The 15,683-nt window shown below is 61.7% G+C and carries 15 protein-coding genes; 4 read left to right on the top strand and 11 right to left on the bottom strand.

Annotated features, from left to right (window positions below):
- Positions 1-10: 10 nt before the first annotated feature.
- The 3 genes from QCE88_RS19030 to QCE88_RS19020 all read left to right on the top strand — a co-directional run bounded on the left by QCE88_RS19030 (position 11) and on the right by QCE88_RS19020 (position 3,734).
- The gene (locus QCE88_RS19030) at positions 11-1,480 is read left to right on the top strand and encodes an aldehyde dehydrogenase (RefSeq protein WP_309904954.1); all 1,470 of its coding nucleotides are present in this window, start codon (positions 11-13) and stop codon (positions 1,478-1,480) included.
- A gap of 43 nt (positions 1,481-1,523) precedes the next feature.
- Positions 1,524-2,936 (top strand): cytosine permease, encoded by a 1,413-nt coding sequence (locus QCE88_RS19025; RefSeq protein WP_309904952.1) that lies wholly within the window; start codon positions 1,524-1,526, stop codon positions 2,934-2,936.
- A gap of 81 nt (positions 2,937-3,017) precedes the next feature.
- Positions 3,018-3,734 (top strand): glutamine amidotransferase, encoded by a 717-nt coding sequence (locus tag QCE88_RS19020; RefSeq protein WP_309904950.1) that lies wholly within the window; start codon positions 3,018-3,020, stop codon positions 3,732-3,734.
- Positions 3,735-3,781: 47 nt separating this feature from the next.
- Here the strand turns inward: QCE88_RS19020 and QCE88_RS19015 are convergent, their stop codons facing one another.
- The 11 genes from QCE88_RS19015 to QCE88_RS18965 all read right to left on the bottom strand — a co-directional run bounded on the left by QCE88_RS19015 (position 3,782) and on the right by QCE88_RS18965 (position 14,191).
- Positions 3,782-5,227 carry an NAD-dependent succinate-semialdehyde dehydrogenase gene (locus QCE88_RS19015; protein WP_309906510.1) on the bottom strand — a complete coding sequence of 482 codons (1,446 nt, stop codon included), beginning with the start codon at positions 5,225-5,227 and terminating at the stop codon, positions 3,782-3,784.
- Between the two features lie 96 nt (positions 5,228-5,323).
- Positions 5,324-6,484 (bottom strand): porin, encoded by a 1,161-nt coding sequence (locus tag QCE88_RS19010; protein WP_409018164.1) that lies wholly within the window; start codon positions 6,482-6,484, stop codon positions 5,324-5,326.
- A 94-nt stretch (positions 6,485-6,578) separates the two neighbouring features.
- Positions 6,579-7,277 carry a GntR family transcriptional regulator gene (locus tag QCE88_RS19005; protein WP_309904949.1) on the bottom strand — a complete coding sequence of 233 codons (699 nt, stop codon included), beginning with the start codon at positions 7,275-7,277 and terminating at the stop codon, positions 6,579-6,581.
- A 4-nt stretch (positions 7,278-7,281) separates the two neighbouring features.
- Positions 7,282-8,364, bottom strand: a complete 1,083-nt coding sequence (locus QCE88_RS19000) for an ABC transporter ATP-binding protein (RefSeq protein WP_309904947.1) — start codon at positions 8,362-8,364, stop codon at positions 7,282-7,284.
- 11 nt (positions 8,365-8,375) lie between these two features.
- On the bottom strand, positions 8,376-9,179 hold the full coding sequence (locus tag QCE88_RS18995) for an ABC transporter permease (protein ID WP_309904945.1): 804 nt from the start codon (positions 9,177-9,179) through the stop codon (positions 8,376-8,378).
- A 1-nt stretch (position 9,180) separates the two neighbouring features.
- Positions 9,181-10,068, bottom strand: coding sequence for an ABC transporter permease (locus QCE88_RS18990; protein ID WP_309904943.1), 888 nt, complete (start codon positions 10,066-10,068; stop codon positions 9,181-9,183).
- A gap of 27 nt (positions 10,069-10,095) precedes the next feature.
- On the bottom strand, positions 10,096-11,109 hold the full coding sequence (locus tag QCE88_RS18985; protein WP_309904940.1) for an ABC transporter substrate-binding protein: 1,014 nt from the start codon (positions 11,107-11,109) through the stop codon (positions 10,096-10,098).
- Between the two features lie 58 nt (positions 11,110-11,167).
- On the bottom strand, positions 11,168-11,482 hold the full coding sequence (locus QCE88_RS18980) for an NIPSNAP family protein (protein ID WP_309904938.1): 315 nt from the start codon (positions 11,480-11,482) through the stop codon (positions 11,168-11,170).
- 15 nt (positions 11,483-11,497) lie between these two features.
- Positions 11,498-12,451: a flavin reductase family protein gene (locus QCE88_RS18975; protein WP_309904936.1), complete on the bottom strand. Its 954-nt coding sequence runs from the start codon at positions 12,449-12,451 to the stop codon at positions 11,498-11,500.
- On the bottom strand, positions 12,444-13,301 hold the full coding sequence (locus QCE88_RS18970) for an alpha/beta fold hydrolase (protein ID WP_309904934.1): 858 nt from the start codon (positions 13,299-13,301) through the stop codon (positions 12,444-12,446). The genes QCE88_RS18975 and QCE88_RS18970 overlap by 8 nt, the downstream gene beginning before the upstream one ends.
- Before the next feature lie 212 nt (positions 13,302-13,513).
- Entirely contained in the window at positions 13,514-14,191 is a 678-nt protein-coding gene (locus QCE88_RS18965; RefSeq protein WP_309906506.1) for a GntR family transcriptional regulator, read from the bottom strand.
- Between the two features lie 313 nt (positions 14,192-14,504).
- Between QCE88_RS18965 and QCE88_RS18960 the strand changes: the two genes are divergently transcribed.
- A complete protein-coding gene (locus tag QCE88_RS18960; protein ID WP_309904932.1) occupies positions 14,505-15,641 on the top strand; it encodes a branched-chain amino acid ABC transporter substrate-binding protein in 1,137 nt (378 codons plus the stop codon).
- Positions 15,642-15,683 lie beyond the last annotated feature (42 nt).

Genomic DNA, 15,683 nt, shown 5'->3' with positions numbered 1-15,683 from the left:
TGACGACACCATGAATCCGCAATTTCAGCTTTATATCGATGGTCGATTCGAACCCGGCGCCGCCACCTTCGGCAGCGTGAATCCGGCGACTGGCCAGATCTGGGCCGAGATGCCCGAAGCGCGCACCGAACAGGTCAACCGCGCCGTCGATGCCGCCCATCGCGCATTGAGCGATGCCGCATGGGCGAACCTGACCGCATCGGCACGCGGCAAGCTGCTGTACAAGCTCGCGGATCTGGTCGAAAAAGCCGCGCCGCGTCTGGCCGAAATCGAGACCAACGATACCGGCAAGATCATCCGTGAAACGTCGAGTCAGATTGCGTACGTGGCGGAGTATTACCGCTATTACGCGGGCATCGCTGACAAGCTCGAAGGCGCGCATATTCCCGTCGACAAGCCCGACATGCAGGTGTGGCTCGAACGTCAGCCGGTCGGCGTCGTCGCGGCCATCGTGCCCTGGAACAGCCAGTTGTTCCTGTCGGCCGTGAAGCTCGGTCCGGCGTTGGCAGCGGGTTGTACGGTGGTGCTGAAGGCATCGGAAGAAGCGCCGGGGCCGCTGCTCGAATTCGCCAGACTGATCGATGAAGCGGGCTTTCCGCCAGGCGTGGTCAGTGTCATTACCGGCTTCGGGCCGGAGTGCGGCGCGGTGTTGAGCGGTCATCCGAAGGTATCGAAGGTCGCCTTCACGGGCGGCCCCGAGACGGCGAAACACATTGTCTCGAACACGTCGAATAACCTGGCGAAGGTATCGCTCGAACTGGGCGGCAAGTCGCCTTTCATCGTGTTTGCCGATACCGACATTCAAAGCGCAGTCAACGCTCAGGTCGCGGCGATTTTTGCGGCAAGCGGGCAGAGTTGCGTGGCGGGCTCGCGCCTGCTGGTGGAAGCATCCGTGAAGGACCGTTTCCTGGCGATGCTCGTCGAACGCGTGGAGCGCATTCGTATCGGGTCGCCGAACGAGATGCAGACGGAGTTCGGGCCGCTGTGCACGGAACGGCAACGCAGGAATATCGAGGCGATTGTCGAAACATCCCTGAAACAAGGGGTCAACGTGCTGACGGGCGGAAAAGCGCTGGATCGGAAGGGCTTCTTCTACGCACCGACCATTCTCGATTGCAGCAATGTCGAGCAACCGGATTGCATCACGAAGGAGCTGTTCGGACCGGTCCTCTCGGTCGATACGTTCACCACGGAAGACGAAGCCATCGCCAAGGCGAACAGCACCGTATACGGACTCGCCGCGGGCATCTTCACCAGCAATCTGACGCGCGCGCATCGCGTGTCGAAGCGCGTCAAGTCGGGCATCGTCTGGATCAATACGTATCGCGTGGTATCGCCGCTCGCGCCGTTCGGCGGCTTCGGCCTGTCGGGACACGGACGCGAAGGCGGCATGAGCGCCGCACTGGAATACACGACAACAAGAACCGTGTGGCTGCGTACCTCGGACGCACCGATCAGCGATCCGTTCGTGATGCGCTGAAGCTCTGGCGCGACAACCCCATCAAGACGGAGACAGAGACACAATGAAAGACGCGGAGAACGACAACAGCGTTCTGACTATCGAGAGCAATTCGATCGAATACGTCGGGCCGGAGCATCGGCACGGCAAGCCCAGGGATCTGTTCACGCTGTGGTTCTGCACCAATGTCGCGCCGCTCGCGGTGATATCGGGCGCGACATCGGTGCTGGTTTTCAAGCTCGACTTCGTCAGCGCGATATTCGCCATCGTGGCAGGCCAGTGCTTCGGCGCGCTGTTCCATGCGCTGACTTCGGCGCAAGGGCCCCTGGTCGGCGTGCCGCAGATGATCCAGAGCCGCGCGCAATTCGGACGATACGGCTCGCTGCTGGTGGTCGGCTTCACGACCATCATCTATCTGGGCTTCTTCGTATCGAACATCATCCTGGCCGGCAAGACGCTTCATACGGCGGTGCCCGTGATCCCGGAGTCGGTCGGCACCGTGGCGGGTGCGTTGCTCGCCACGCTGATCGGCGTGATCGGGTATCACTTCATTCACCGTTTCAACAAGATCGGTGCGTGGTTCATGGGGATTGCGCTGCTGATCGGCATGTCGCTGATTGCGCCGGATCTGGATGCGGACGTGTTTCATCGCGGCAGCTTCGAACTGTCGAACTGGTTCGCCATGTTCGGCCTGTGCGCGGTGTGGCAGATCAGCTTTGCGCCCTACACGTCGGACTATTCACGCTATCTGCCGAAGTCGACCGGCTTTGCGCGGACCTTCGCGTTCACGTATTTCGGCACCTCGCTGGGCACCATCTTCGCGTTCATCTTCGGCGTGATGGCCGTCAGCGCCGGGCATTCCACCGATGCCATGCAAGCCGTGCAGACACAGACCGGCGCATTCGGCTACGTGCTGATCTTCCTGTTCCTCGTGAATATCATCGGGCATAACGGGATGAATCTGTACGGCGCGGTGCTGTCGTGCATCACGGCCGCGCAGACTTTCCGTCCGAAATGGATTCCGGGTCGCAATGTGCGTGTGGTGGTTTCAGCCATTCTGCTGATGGGCTCGACGTTGACAGCCTTGTGGGCATCGAGCAACTTTCTGGCGCTGTTCCTGACCGCTATCTTTGCGATGCGCATCGTCCTTGCGCCGTGGATCGCCATCAATCTCGTCGACTTTTATCTGATCCATGACCGGCACTATCAGGTGTCGGAGATCATCGGCAGCACGGGTGGCGCTTACGGAGCGTTCAACCTCAAAGCCATCGTCATTTATATCTTCGGCATCGCCATTCAGGTGCCGTTCATGGAGGAAAGCTTCTTCCACGGTCCGTGGGCGAACCTTCTCGGTGGTGCGGATATTTCATGGATGGTCGGTCTGGTGGCTACCGCGCTCGTCTACTATGTCTTCGCCTCGAAGAACGATTTGCACGCGCGCCGACGTGTGCCGGCCGGAGCGCATGCATCGAAATAACTGAAGCGGTGTCTGGCTTCATACAATCCGCCCGCGCTTCGACGCCGGCGGATTTTTTTTACCGAAACGATCAATCCTGCTATGGCCTCTTCCCCACTGCTGCTCGTGCAAACCGGTACGCCGCCCGACGACGTACTGCATCCGCATGGCGACTTTCCTTCGTGGTTCCGCCGCGTCACCGGCGATGCAGTCGACACCGACATCGTGCGCGTATTCGAAGGCGAGCCCTTGCCGCCGCCGGATGCAGACCGCATCGGCATCATCACGGGTTCGTGGGCGATGGTCACCGATCGTTTGCCGTGGAGCGAAGCCACCGCGCAATGGATTCGCGATGCAATGGCAGTCGATATGCCGCTGTTCGGCGTGTGCTACGGCCATCAGTTGATGGCACATGCGCTCGGCGGGCGCGTTGACTATCATCCGCGCGGTCGCGAGGTGGGATGCCGCACGATCCGGTTGTCACCGGAAGCGGCGGAAGATAGCCTGCTGGCCAACTGTCCGCCGACCTTCATTGCGCATCTGATGCATGAGCAGAGCATCGTCGAATTGCCGCCTGGCGCTCGCGTGCTGGCATCCTCGGATCACGATGCGTATCAGATCGTGCGTTACGGGCCGAACGCATTGTCCGTGCAGTTTCATCCCGAGTTCACGCCTGCGATCACGGCGACGTGCATCAGACGGCGTCACGACGTGCTGCTGGAAGAAGGCCAGGACCCCGACGAACTCGTGCGCAATCTGCACGACACCCCCGACGCGCGCGCGTTGCTCGCGCAGTTCCTTTCTCTGGAACGCATATAAAAAAAGGGGCCGTCATCGGCCCCGTTCGCTTGAGATCACCCGCAGTTTCAAACGGCCATGCACAGGTACTTGATGACGAGATAATCGTCGATACCGTAGTGCGACCCTTCGCGGCCCAGACCCGACTGCTTCACACCGCCGAACGGCGCCACTTCGTTCGAGATCGCGCCGGTGTTGATCCCCACCATGCCGTATTCGAGCTGCTCGGCCACGCGCCAGATGCGGCCGATATCGCGGCTATAGAAATAGGCCGCGAGCCCGAATTCGGTGTCGTTGGCGTACTGCACGACTTCCTCGTCGGTCGAGAAGCGGAACAACGGCGCGAGCGGACCAAAGGTCTCTTCCTTCGACACGCACATATCGACGGTCGCGCCCGTGAGCACGGTCGGTTCGAAGAAGCCATGCCCCAACGCGTGACGCTTGCCGCCTGCGATCACCGTCGCGCCCTTGGCCACCGCATCGGCGATATGCGCTTCGACTTTCTTCACCGCCGCATCGTCGATCAGCGGCCCGAGCGTCACGCCGGATTCGGTGCCATGCCCCACCTTCAACTTGCCGACCGCCTCCGCGAGCTTTTGCGCAAAAGCGTCGTACACGCGGTCGTGCACATAGAAGCGATTGGTACACACGCACGTCTGCCCGTTGTTCCGATACTTCGATGCAATCGCGCCCTCGACGGCAGCGTCGAGATCGGCATCGTCGAACACGATGAAAGGTGCGTTGCCGCCCAGTTCCAGCGTGACTTTCTTGACCGTCGGCGCGCTCTGCGCCATCAGCAAGCGGCCCACGCCCGTCGATCCCGTGAACGACAGCTTGCGCACGATCGGGCTGCGCGTGATGGCGCCGCCGATCTCCTTCGGGTCGCCCGTCACTACGTTCAGCACGCCGGCTGGAATGCCCGCGCGTTCCGCCAGCACTGCCATCGCGAAGGCCGAGAACGGTGTCGATTCCGCTGGCTTGATCACGATCGGGCAACCCGCTGCAAGCGCCGGTCCGACCTTGCGCGTAATCATCGCAGCCGGAAAATTCCACGGCGTGATCGCTGCGCACACCCCGATCGGCTCCTTCACCACGACGATGCGCTTGTCCGCTGCGGGAGAAGCGAGCGTATCGCCCGCCACGCGCTTGCCTTCCTCCGCAAACCATTCGATGAACGATGCCGCATACGTGATCTCGCCCTTCGCTTCGGCAAGCGGCTTGCCTTGTTCGGCGGTGAGAATCAGCGCGAGATCGTCCGCGTTGTCGAGCATCAGTTCATACCAGCGCCGCAGCAGGTTGGCGCGCTCCTTCGCGGTCCTGGCGCGCCATGCAGGCCATGCTTTATTTGCGGCATCGATGGCGCGCAGCGTTTCGGCCTCGCCCATTTTCGGCACGTGGCCGATTGAGCGGCCGGTCGCCGGATCGAACACATCGAAGCTTGCGCCCGTATCCGCGCCACACCACCTCCCGTCGATAAAAGCCTCATGACGAAGCAGCGATGCGTCCTTCAGCATGGAGTTCAGTTCCACGATCGTTCCTCTTGCAAAGTAAAAAAGCGCCGCTGGGCGCGCTATCGAAGCGAGCCGCGCGGCGCGTATGACAGAAGCGAATCAGAACAGGTGATAAATGCCTACCCGTCCCATGATCTGGTGATTGCTGGTCGATGCCGACCCCACTGCGCCGTCGAAAATATCCGCATTCGATGCCGCGCCCGCTGCCTTCTGCCACACGCCCATGGCATAGAGCGAGGTACGCTTGGTCAGCGAGTAGGCCGTGGTCAAACCGACCTGGTGGTAGATCGGGATCGCCTGGCTGTAGCCGATGTTGCCGTGCGTATAAACGTACTGCGCGCCCACATACCACGCGGGCGTGAGGTTATAGCGTCCCCATGCTTCGTAGTTGTCGAAGCGCACGGTGCCGTTCGTGCCGTTCGCATCGTTGAACTTGGTGTTCGTATAGTCGATGCCGAGCGTGGCCGCGCCGATCGCATAGTTGATGCCCGCGCCGAACACCTGTTCGTTGGCCGGGTTGCCGACATAGCTGAACGGACCTGACGCACCGATCGCCGCGCCCGTGGTATTGCCGATGTAGTTGCCATCGGTGAGCAGCAGCGCGGGGTTTTTCGCATACAAGTAGGCGCCTGCGATGGTGAAGGGACCGAACGCGTAGTTCGCGCCGACGCTCCACAAGCCGGTGGTGCCCCGTCCCGCCGCATTCGTGTTGGTGAACGAATAGAGACCGCCGAAGGTCAGACCGCCGATCGTGGGACTCGCATACTTGACCGAGTTATCGACGCGAAACGAGTTGTCCGTGTTGTCGATATCGCCTGCGTGGACGAGCGGTCCGGCGAGTTGTCCGGGCGCGGTCACGGGTTGAAGATAGTCCACCACGGAATCGTACTGACGTCCCAGTGTCACCGTGCCATAACGCGTATCCGACACGCCGACATACGCCTGACGGCCGAACAGACGTCCACCCTGACGGCTCTGTCCATTCTCGGTGCTGAAGCCCGCTTCCAGCTTGAAGATGGCGGACAGACCACCGCCCAGGTCTTCGCTGCCCTTCAAACCCCAACGACTCCCGTAAACGCCGTCATAGGTGCCATCGCGCATGCGCCACAGCGAATGGCCGCCGCTGTTGCTCACGTAGTCGATACCTTCATCGATCACACCATACAGCGTGACGGACGATTGCGCGTGCGCATTCGCCGCAAGCAATGCGCTCCCCATTAACGCACTCGCGAAACGTACCTTGCCCCAAGCCTTTGCCATGCCTTCTCCTCCGATCTCCCGGATCGTTTGTGGTTTGTGATCTGTCGCTAGTGCGATGAGTGATGCTGCAACCCGCTTTAACACGCTGCCCGCTTCAACCCGCGCGCCGCCACGACGCGTTCTCCTGTCCTTCATCCAGCAACGCGCGCGCGATCTCCGCCACGCGTTCGACATGCGCACGCGCGGCATCACGCGCGCGCGGGCCGTCATGGGCGCGAATGGCGGCAAGGATCTGCTGCATCTCCTGAACCGCCTGACGCCCGCGATCATCGGACGCAATGGTCAACGCGCGTAGCCGGTTGATTCGCGCCGTCAGCGATTGCACGATCTCCCACGCGACGTTCTTTTGACCGCCGATAAACATGCGTTCGTAGAACGCGGTCGTCAGATCGCGCACGGCATGGTGGTCCTGTGTATCGAACGCCTTCTGAATGTGGCCGATGCACGCATCAAGCGCCTCGACGATTTCCTCATCGGCCTGCATCGCGCATGCCATCGCCGCCTCGCCTTCGAGCAAGGCGCGAATCTCGTAGATCTCCGCGGCGGACGCCATATCGAGAATGGCGACGATCGGACCTTGATTCGGCAGCGTCTGGATCAGCCCTTCCGTTTCCAGATGACGCAGCACTTCACGCACGACAGTGCGGCTCACGCCGAGTTCTTCGCAGAGCGCGCGCTCGACCAGTCGATCACCGGGCAGAAAGCGCGCATCGAGAATGGCGGTGCGCATCTTCTGCAACGCGAGTTCGCGCAGCGTGACGTTGGGACGTTCGACCTTCAGCGACGGCAACATGATGTCAGGCCTGCGCGAAGAGCCTGACATCGCGCGTATCCCAATCGACGAGCGCCTGCGTGCCGATCGCAAGACCGCTGTCGCGATGAGCGCCCGCGGGCATGCGGACCGAAATCTCCTGTTCCCAGGGCGTGGCGACCGCGTAGTGCATGGCATCGCCGAGATAGGTGATATCGCGCACCGTGACGGGCAAACCCGATCCGTTTGCCGCCGCACCCAGCGCACGAATGCGCATTTGTTCCGGGCGCACCATCAGCGTGCCGTCATCGCCCGCTGCGAGCGTCGCATTGCCTGCGGTAGCGATCGCAAGGCCATTGGGAAAGACGCCACTCGATTCTTTCGCGCCGCTCGACGTCACGCGCACCGGCAGAAAATTCGAGTTGCCGATGAAGTTCGCCACGAACTTCGACGCGGGATTCGCGTAAAGCTCCTCGCCTGTGCCGCATTGCTCGATGCGCCCCTTGTTGAACACGGCAATGCGGTCCGACAGCCGCAAGGCCTCTTCCTGATCGTGTGTGACATAGAGAATGGTCACGCCGGTTTCCTGGTGAATCCGGCGCAGTTCGAGCTGGATCTCTTCGCGCAGTTTCTTGTCGAGTGCGGACAGCGGCTCGTCCATCAGCAATACGGGCGGATCGTAAGCGAGCGCGCGCGCAATCGCCACGCGCTGCTGCTGGCCGCCCGAGAGTTGCGCGGGCATCCGGTCACGAAACTCCGACAGATGCACGAGCGCCAGCATCTTTTCGACCTTCGCCTTCACCTCGGCATCCGGACGGCGACGTACGCGCAGCGGAAATGCAACGTTCTCGCCCACCGTCAGATGAGGAAACAGCGTGTAGCGCTGAAACACCATGCCGATGTTGCGCTTGTTGGGCGCAACCGACAGCAGCGGCTTGCCGTCGAGCAGCACGCGCCCTTCGGTCGGCTCCTGGAAGCCCGCGACGATATACAAGGTCGTGCTCTTGCCCGAACCCGACGGCCCGAGAAAGGTCATGAATTCACCGCGATTGATATCGAGCGATACGTTGTCGATAGCAACGACGTCGTCATACGTCTTGCGCAGGCGCTGGATTTGCAGGAATGTCATGGTGCGTTACCTCACTTCACGGAACGGGGACGGCGCAACACCGCGGCCGCCAGCATTAAAAGAGTCGTCAGCGCAACGAGCAGCGAAGACGCCGCGGCGACCACCGGCGTCAGGTCCTGACGCAAGGTCGACCAGATGCGCACCGGCAAGGTCTGCAAGGTGGGGCTCGACATGAAGATCGACACGACCACTTCATCCCACGACGCGAGAAACGAGAAGATCGCGGCGGCAAAGATGCCGAGATGAATCGCGGGCAAGGTCACACGCAACTTCACGGCGAGCGGCGAGGCACCGCACACGAGAGCGGCGTCTTCGAGCGCGGTATCGAAGCTCGCCAGCGAATTGCTGATGGAGATGATCGAGAACGGCAGCGCAATGATCAGATGGCCGATGACGAAACCTGTCGTCGTGCCGTTCAGTCCCACGCGCAGGCTGAACGCATACAGCGCGACGGCCAGGACGACCACGGGCAGCACCATCGGCGTGAGAAAGAAGGCTTGCAGCGCGCCGCGTCCCTTGAACTTGCCGCGTGTCAGCGCCAGCGATGCCAGCAGCCCGAGCAGTACCGACAGCACCGTGACGATCACCGCGAGCTTGGCGCTCGTGAGCAACGCATCGACCCATCCCGAATCCGTGAACAGCTGGCGATACCACTCCAGTGTCCAGCCCGGCGCGGGAAAGATGAGCCATTGCGAATCGCCGAAAGACAGCGCGACGATAAAGAGAATCGGCATCAGCAGGAACAGGCCGACCGCGCAACCGATGGCGATCAACACCCACTTGAGTGAACCCAGGCGATCGAAGTCGAGCAACATGTCATTTCCCTCCCATGCTGGCACGCGCACCGCCGGTGAAGCGCAGTTGCAGCGTGAACAGGCCCAGGGTGACGGCGAGCAGCACGAACGCCGCCGCGCCCGCGAGATCCCAGTTCAACAGTCCTTGCACCAGTTGCGCGATGAGCTCCGCGAGCATCATGTACGACGGTCCGCCGAGCAGCGCCGGTGTCACGAAGTAGCCGAGTGCCATCACGAAGACCATCAGCGCGCCCGACGCAATACCCGGCGCCGCGAGCGGCACAAGCACGCGCCAGAACGCCTGCCAGCGGCTGGCACCGCACACGGCGGCCGCGCGCAACGTCGATGCATCGATGCTGCGCAGCGTCGCGTGCAACGGCATCACGAGGAACGGCAGCATGATGTAGGTCATGCCGACCGTCACGCCGACGAGGTTGTTCACCATGGCCAGCGGCTCGTTGATGATGTGCAGCGCCATCAGCAGGCGATTGATCGGCCCGGTCGATTGCAGCAGCACCATCCACGCAAACGTGCGGGCGAGCAGATTGGTCCACATCGACAGCAGCAGGATGGAGAACAGCAGCGAGCTGATCCTGCGCGGCGCGATGGCCAGCAGCCACGCAGTCGGAAAGCCGATCACGACGGTAGCGATGGTCACGACGCTCGCCACCAGAAACGTGTTGCCGAAGACCTTCAGATAGGTGGTCGAGCCGAGCAGTTCGACATAGTTCTGCAAGCCCGGCGTCGGCTCCATGATGCTGCGAAGCAAGAGCGACAACACCGGCAGCACGAAGAAGATCGCCAGCAGGAGCAGCGCCGGGGTGAGCAGGCGCAGATTGCGCCAGTCCGGCTTATGCCGCGTTTTCGGCGCGGGCGGTGCAACAGTATCGGTACTGAGGACGTTCGGCATGGTGACTCCCGATCCAGACGATGCGGTTTATTTCGACTGCCACGCGTACCAGCGCTTGGCGATGGCGTCACGGTTCTCGGCCCAGTACTTCATGTCGAGATTGATTTGCGACGCCTTGTAGTTGTCCGGCAACTGTTTGGCGACATCGGCCGGCATCGAGGCAGGCGACTTGACGTTGATCGGCGCGTAGTTCGTGTCCGTGGCGAATTTGGCCTGGGCCTGCGCGCTGGTCGCATAGGCGAGGAACTTCATGGCTTCGGCTTTGTGCTTGGCGCCCTTGGGCACGACCAGCATGTCGGCGGCCGTCAGGTTCTGATTCCACGAGATGCCGACCGGCACGCCGGTTTGCGCGAGCGCATGCAGGCGGCCGTTCCAGAACATGCCCATCGGGGCTTCGCCGGATGCGAGCAGTTGCTGCGATTGCGCACCGCCGCCCCACCAGACGATGTCGCTCTTGATGGTGTCAAGCTTCTTGAAGGCGCGGTCGAGATCGAGCGGATAGAGCTTGTTGGCAGGCACGCCATCCGCGAGCAAGGCGATTTCCAGCACGCCGGGCGCGGACCACTTATAGAACGTGCGCTTGCCGGGAAACTTCTTCGTATCGAAGAGATCGGTCCAGTTTTGCGGCTGCGCGCTCGCATACTTGCCCTTGTTGTAGCCGAGCACGAACGAGTAATAGAAGCTGCCCACCGCGCTCGGCGTCGCGAAACGCGGATCGAGTTCGTCCTTCTTCACCACGGTGTAGTCAATCGGTTCGACCAGTCCCGCTGCCTGCGCGGCATAGGCGAAGTCGCCTTCCACATCGACCACGTCCCACGTCACGTTGCCGCTTTCGACCATCGCTTTCAGCTTGCCGTAGTCGGTCGGGCCGTCCATCAGCACGTTGATGTTGTTCGCCTGTCCAAACGGCTGCGCCCAGTTCTTCTGTTGCGCGGACTGCGTCGTGCCGCCCCAGCTCGTGAAGACGATCGGATCGGCCGCGTGAGCGAGGGTGCCGATCGCAAAGATCGATGCCGCAAAAAGCGTCTTGCTCGTGTTCATTCGTGTCTCCTGCCTGATGGGTGTGTGAAGCCGCTTTCCGAGCGGTCTGCGTCGATGTTCAGCTCAGTGGCGAGAATTCAGCCGGGCGCATGATCTTGCTTTCCATCTCTTCCATCAGCGCCTGAATCTTCGGCGCGAACGCCTGCCATGCCGGGTCTTTGGCGAGCGCGGCACGACGTTCTTCGCGCTCGTCGAGCGACGGATAGGCCCAGATATGCACGATCTGATTCAACGGTCCGATCTCCGAGAAGAAGTAGCCGATCAGGTCCTTCAAATACTTCTTCTGCAACGCGATGCCTTCCTCTTCGACCAGCTTCAGATACGCGGGCACCGCGCCGGTCTTGATTCGATACGTACGGATTTCGTAGAACATGGGTATCTGGACTATTTAGTGAGAATGAGCCAGCGACTGGACTTTTCCGGCCGCGCTGTCGCCGACATAAATGCCGAACGCGTCTTCACTGCGCTCGCGCACGTAGCGTTGCAGCATCGAGCGCACGGCGTCGTCGCGGATCTGTTCGAACGGAATGGCATCGCGCGGGACCACGCGCACGCGCGCCGAACGCGATGCCAGTCCGTCGCTGCTGACGCGGCCCCGGTAATAGACATGCACGCCGTTACTGCTTTCGAACACGGCGAACAGAAAGTCGAGATGCGCGTCGAGCCCAAGGGTGACGAGTACGCCGCGCAAGCTGTTGGCATCGCTCGATGGTTCGAGGCGGATACCCGCGGGCAATTCCAGACCGCTGGGGGTATCGAGCAGAACGATGCCGTCGTCGAGCTCGAGAATCGCGCCGACCCGCGCACGCGCGCCCGCGGCCGACAACGCGTCCTGCGACAGGCTGAAGTTCACGTATGCGCCACGGCAGTAGCCGAGCGGCGATGACGTCGAATGCGCGAAATCCACCACACGGCCGATGAGGATGATGTGGTCGCCTGCATCGACGACGTCGTGGGTCTTGCAGTCGAAACTCGCGGCCGCTCCATTCATCAGCGGCGCGCCGGTGATGCGCGCGTGCCAGTCGACCTGCGTGAACTTGTCGGCGGACTTCGAGGCGAACACGCCCGACACGGCCTTTTGCCCTTCCGCGAGCACGCTTACTGCGAAGTGATCGGTCGCGGAGAACACCGCGTGACTCGACGCCGTCTTGGCGATGCACACCAGAATCAGCGGCGGATCGAGCGATACCGACGTGAACGAGTTCGCCGTGAAGCCGCGTGGCGAACCATCGGGTTGAATGGTCGTGACGACCGTCACGCCGGTCACGAATGCACCGAGTGCGCGGCGGAATTCCGCGATATCGATGGCCTGCTCTTTGATCGTGTTGATCGTGTCAGTCATGACATTCTCCTGTTGATGAGGTCCGCATCGCCTGCGTGAGGAATGCGCCGAGCCGTTCGTTGACGCGCGCCGCATCGGTGACGTTCATCATGTGGCGCGCACCGTCGATGATTTCCGCGCGGCCATCGCGCGAGGCAGCGGCCATCGCTTCCGACATCGCGGGACTGGAGTTCGGATCGAACTCGCCGGTCAGAAACAGCGCGGGCATTGACAGTGCGCCGAGTCGGCCGACATGCACGGCGTCCGAACTCGCGAACAGCCGATAGGTGCGCGCATAGCCTTCGGGATTCACGGTCAGCAACAGCGTGCGCAAGTCGCGCGCGGCGGCTTCGAGATGCGTCGGCACGGGAACGCCGAACCAGCGCGCGATGGTGGCGTCCACGCCTGCGTCGCGCGCACCGGCATCCAGCGTCGATGCGCGGTCCATCACCGCTGCGCGTTGCTCGGGCGTGCGGTCGTAGACGGCGTTCAGCGCCACGATGCTCGACGCGCGCGACGGGTGCGTCAGCGCGAATTCCAGCGCGACGAGCGCGCCCATCGAATGACCGACGATGTGCGCGCGTTCGATCTTCAGCGCATCGAGCAAGGCAGCAAGTTGCATCGCGTATTCAGCGAGCGTCGGTTCGGCGCTCGGCAGGGCGCTTTCGCCGTGACCGGGCATGTCGTACGCGAGCACCTGAAAGCGCGCGCTGAGGGCATCGACCTGGGGCGCCCACACGCTGCGATTCATGCCGACACCATGGATCAGCACGACCGTTTCGGCAGGCTCACCGGCCCGCGCCGCATACAGCGCGTAGCGCGTACCGCCCGCCATGCCATCCGCAATCACGCGGCTTTCTTCCGGCTTCATCTGCCCTACTCCCTCGAATTTCGCTTGATGGCAATGCTTCGGTCCGTCGATCTGATTTCTCACCAGATGATGGTATGCCATATTACGAACGAGACAAACGGTGAGGTATTATGGAATACCATGATACGATCGGAACGAACGCGCCGTGCTGCGGGAATTCGCGGGCGAAAAAAAACCGCCTGGCGGCGGTTCGTAGTGGGTCGGAGCGCGGTTCAGTCAGGCTCGGCGAGGCGACTGAGCGCCTGCTGTGCCAGTTCCGACACGCGTCGGATATGCGCCGACGATGCTTCATGCGCGGCGGCGCCATCGCCTTTTTCGATCGCCTCGAGCAGCGTGTTCATTTCCTGGTTCGATTCCGTGCCGCGTCCGGTCGATGAAATCGTCAGCGCCCGCAGCCGGTTGATCCGCGTGTTAAGCGTGCGTACGACCGACAGCGATACCGACTTCTGCGCGCCTTCAAACAGCGTGTCGTAGAAGGCTTCGGTCTGCGTGAGCACGTCGGCGAAGGCGTCTTTCGCGAACGCCGCCTCGATCTTGCGGCGAATGCCACGCAGCTTCTTGATGACTTCGGGCGTCGCGTTTTCCGCGCAGGCGCGCGCGGCATTGGCTTCGAGCAGGCCGCGCAGCTCGTAAATTTCGGCGACCTGGGTAGGATCGAGCCGCGCCACGATCGGTCCCGTGCGCGCCACAGTTTCAACCAGGCCTTCCGTTTCGAGGTGACGCAGCACTTCGCGTACAACGGTGCGGCTGACGCCGAGTTCGTCGCACAGGGTTCGTTCCACCAGGCGCGCGCCCGGGCGGAAGTAGCCCTGCACGATGGCCTCGCGCAATTTTTCAAGCGTCAACTCGCGCAGGGTCTTGGCGTTTCTATCAACTTTAAGATCGGACATGGGCCTTCGCATGGATGAACGGCGGCGGCGTCGCCGCTGGCATCCCATATTATTGCGTATTGTTCGTTGGCTGTCTGTCAGAATTAAATCCGTCAGGAACCGCAGTTGTTCCACTTTTGCGTGACGACACGGACGTCAAAAATTTCTCACGTTCCGGCTTCGGAACGATCAGAAATTGCAGCACGGGGCAATCGGGGGATTTTGGCTATCGCGGCGCTCTTTTACGATCGTTACGGCATCACGCGATCATGAAAGATCGCGGACATGTCAGCGTTTCCTTTAACCGTCGACGCAATCCAGCGAGCGCCCGAACATGAAAAAACTGAGATGCATCTCCACTTTTCCGATGATGTTGTTCGTCGCGTATCCGCTTCTGGCAGAGGCTGACGTCACCGTCAAGATCGGTCAGGTATCGCCACTGACCGGCGAGCTTTCGCATATAGGCAAGGACGACGAGAACGGCGTCCGGCTCGCAATCGAGGATCTCAACGCGAAGAAACTCCGTATCGGCGGGCAGCCGGTCACGTTCGCGCTGGATTCGCAGGACGATGCCGCCGACCCGAAGACCGCTGTCACCGTCGCGCAGAAGCTCGTGGATGACCGCGTCGCAGGCGTGGTCGGCCATGCCAACTCCGGCACGTCGATCCCTGCCTCGAAGATCTACGCGGATGCAGGCATACCCATGATCACCGAATCCGCCACCAACCCCAAACTCACGGCGCAGGGCTATAAGAGCGTCTTTCGTATGGTGGCGAACGACGTGCGGCAAGGAACGGTCATCGGCACCTACATGGTGAAGGAATTGAGGGCGACGAAGATCGCGATCGTTGACGATCGAACCGCCTATGGACAAGGACTGGCTGACGAGGTCGAGAAGGCCGTCAAGGCTTCGGGGGGCACTGTCGTTGCGCGTGAATACGGCACCGACAAAACCACTAACTGGATGGCGGTCCTCACGACCATCAAGAGCCACGTCCCCGATGGCATCGTCTTCACAGGCGGAGATACGCAAGCTGCGGCGTTCGCTCAACAGGCCCAGAAGCTTGGCCTGAAGGCAAAACTCATCGCAGGCGACGAAGCCTGCACGCCGCAATTCATCAAGCTCGCCGGAGCCGCGATGAACAGCAGCACATACTGCACGCTGGCCGGCGTGCCGCCGTCGAAGATGCCGCAGGGAGCCGCCTTCTTCAAGCGTTTCCAGCAGCGCTTTGGTGTGCCCGTTCAGCTCTATGCGCCGTATGCGTACGACGCCGTGATGGCGATGGCCAGTTCAATGCAAGCCGCCGATTCGGTGGACCCCAAAGTCTATTTGCCCAAGCTCCAGAGCCTGACGCTGGACGGCGTGACGGGACCGATCAAGTTCGACGGCAACGGCGACATCCGCAACGGTGCGATCACGGTCCGGCAGTTTGGCCAAGGCGATTGGCAGGATAAGAGCGTGGTCAGATAGGCCGCTTTCGTCGCGATGGAAGACTCGAGAGCCTTCGCGAAA

This window comes from Caballeronia sp. LZ035 (assembly GCF_031451175.1).
Lineage (GTDB): Bacteria > Pseudomonadota > Gammaproteobacteria > Burkholderiales > Burkholderiaceae > Caballeronia.
Note: the sequence above shows the minus strand (reverse complement) of the source record. Positions and strands in the feature narration are given on the sequence as shown.

Excerpts from the sequence above, each read along its gene's own strand:
- QCE88_RS19030 (WP_309904954.1), top strand. The coding sequence starts at position 11 with ATGAATCCGCAATTTCAGCTTTATATCGATGGTCGATTCGAACCCGGC.
- QCE88_RS19025 (WP_309904952.1), top strand. The coding sequence starts at position 1,524 with ATGAAAGACGCGGAGAACGACAACAGCGTTCTGACTATCGAGAGCAAT.
- QCE88_RS19020 (WP_309904950.1), top strand. The coding sequence starts at position 3,018 with ATGGCCTCTTCCCCACTGCTGCTCGTGCAAACCGGTACGCCGCCCGAC.
- QCE88_RS19015 (WP_309906510.1), bottom strand. The coding sequence starts at position 5,227 with ATGCTGAAGGACGCATCGCTGCTTCGTCATGAGGCTTTTATCGACGGG.
- QCE88_RS19010 (WP_409018164.1), bottom strand. The coding sequence starts at position 6,484 with ATGGCAAAGGCTTGGGGCAAGGTACGTTTCGCGAGTGCGTTAATGGGG.
- QCE88_RS19005 (WP_309904949.1), bottom strand. The coding sequence starts at position 7,277 with ATGTTGCCGTCGCTGAAGGTCGAACGTCCCAACGTCACGCTGCGCGAA.
- QCE88_RS19000 (WP_309904947.1), bottom strand. The coding sequence starts at position 8,364 with ATGACATTCCTGCAAATCCAGCGCCTGCGCAAGACGTATGACGACGTC.
- QCE88_RS18995 (WP_309904945.1), bottom strand. The coding sequence starts at position 9,179 with ATGTTGCTCGACTTCGATCGCCTGGGTTCACTCAAGTGGGTGTTGATC.
- QCE88_RS18990 (WP_309904943.1), bottom strand. The coding sequence starts at position 10,068 with ATGCCGAACGTCCTCAGTACCGATACTGTTGCACCGCCCGCGCCGAAA.
- QCE88_RS18985 (WP_309904940.1), bottom strand. The coding sequence starts at position 11,109 with ATGAACACGAGCAAGACGCTTTTTGCGGCATCGATCTTTGCGATCGGC.
- QCE88_RS18980 (WP_309904938.1), bottom strand. The coding sequence starts at position 11,482 with ATGTTCTACGAAATCCGTACGTATCGAATCAAGACCGGCGCGGTGCCC.
- QCE88_RS18975 (WP_309904936.1), bottom strand. The coding sequence starts at position 12,451 with ATGACTGACACGATCAACACGATCAAAGAGCAGGCCATCGATATCGCG.
- QCE88_RS18970 (WP_309904934.1), bottom strand. The coding sequence starts at position 13,301 with ATGAAGCCGGAAGAAAGCCGCGTGATTGCGGATGGCATGGCGGGCGGT.
- QCE88_RS18965 (WP_309906506.1), bottom strand. The coding sequence starts at position 14,191 with ATGTCCGATCTTAAAGTTGATAGAAACGCCAAGACCCTGCGCGAGTTG.
- QCE88_RS18960 (WP_309904932.1), top strand. The coding sequence starts at position 14,505 with ATGAAAAAACTGAGATGCATCTCCACTTTTCCGATGATGTTGTTCGTC.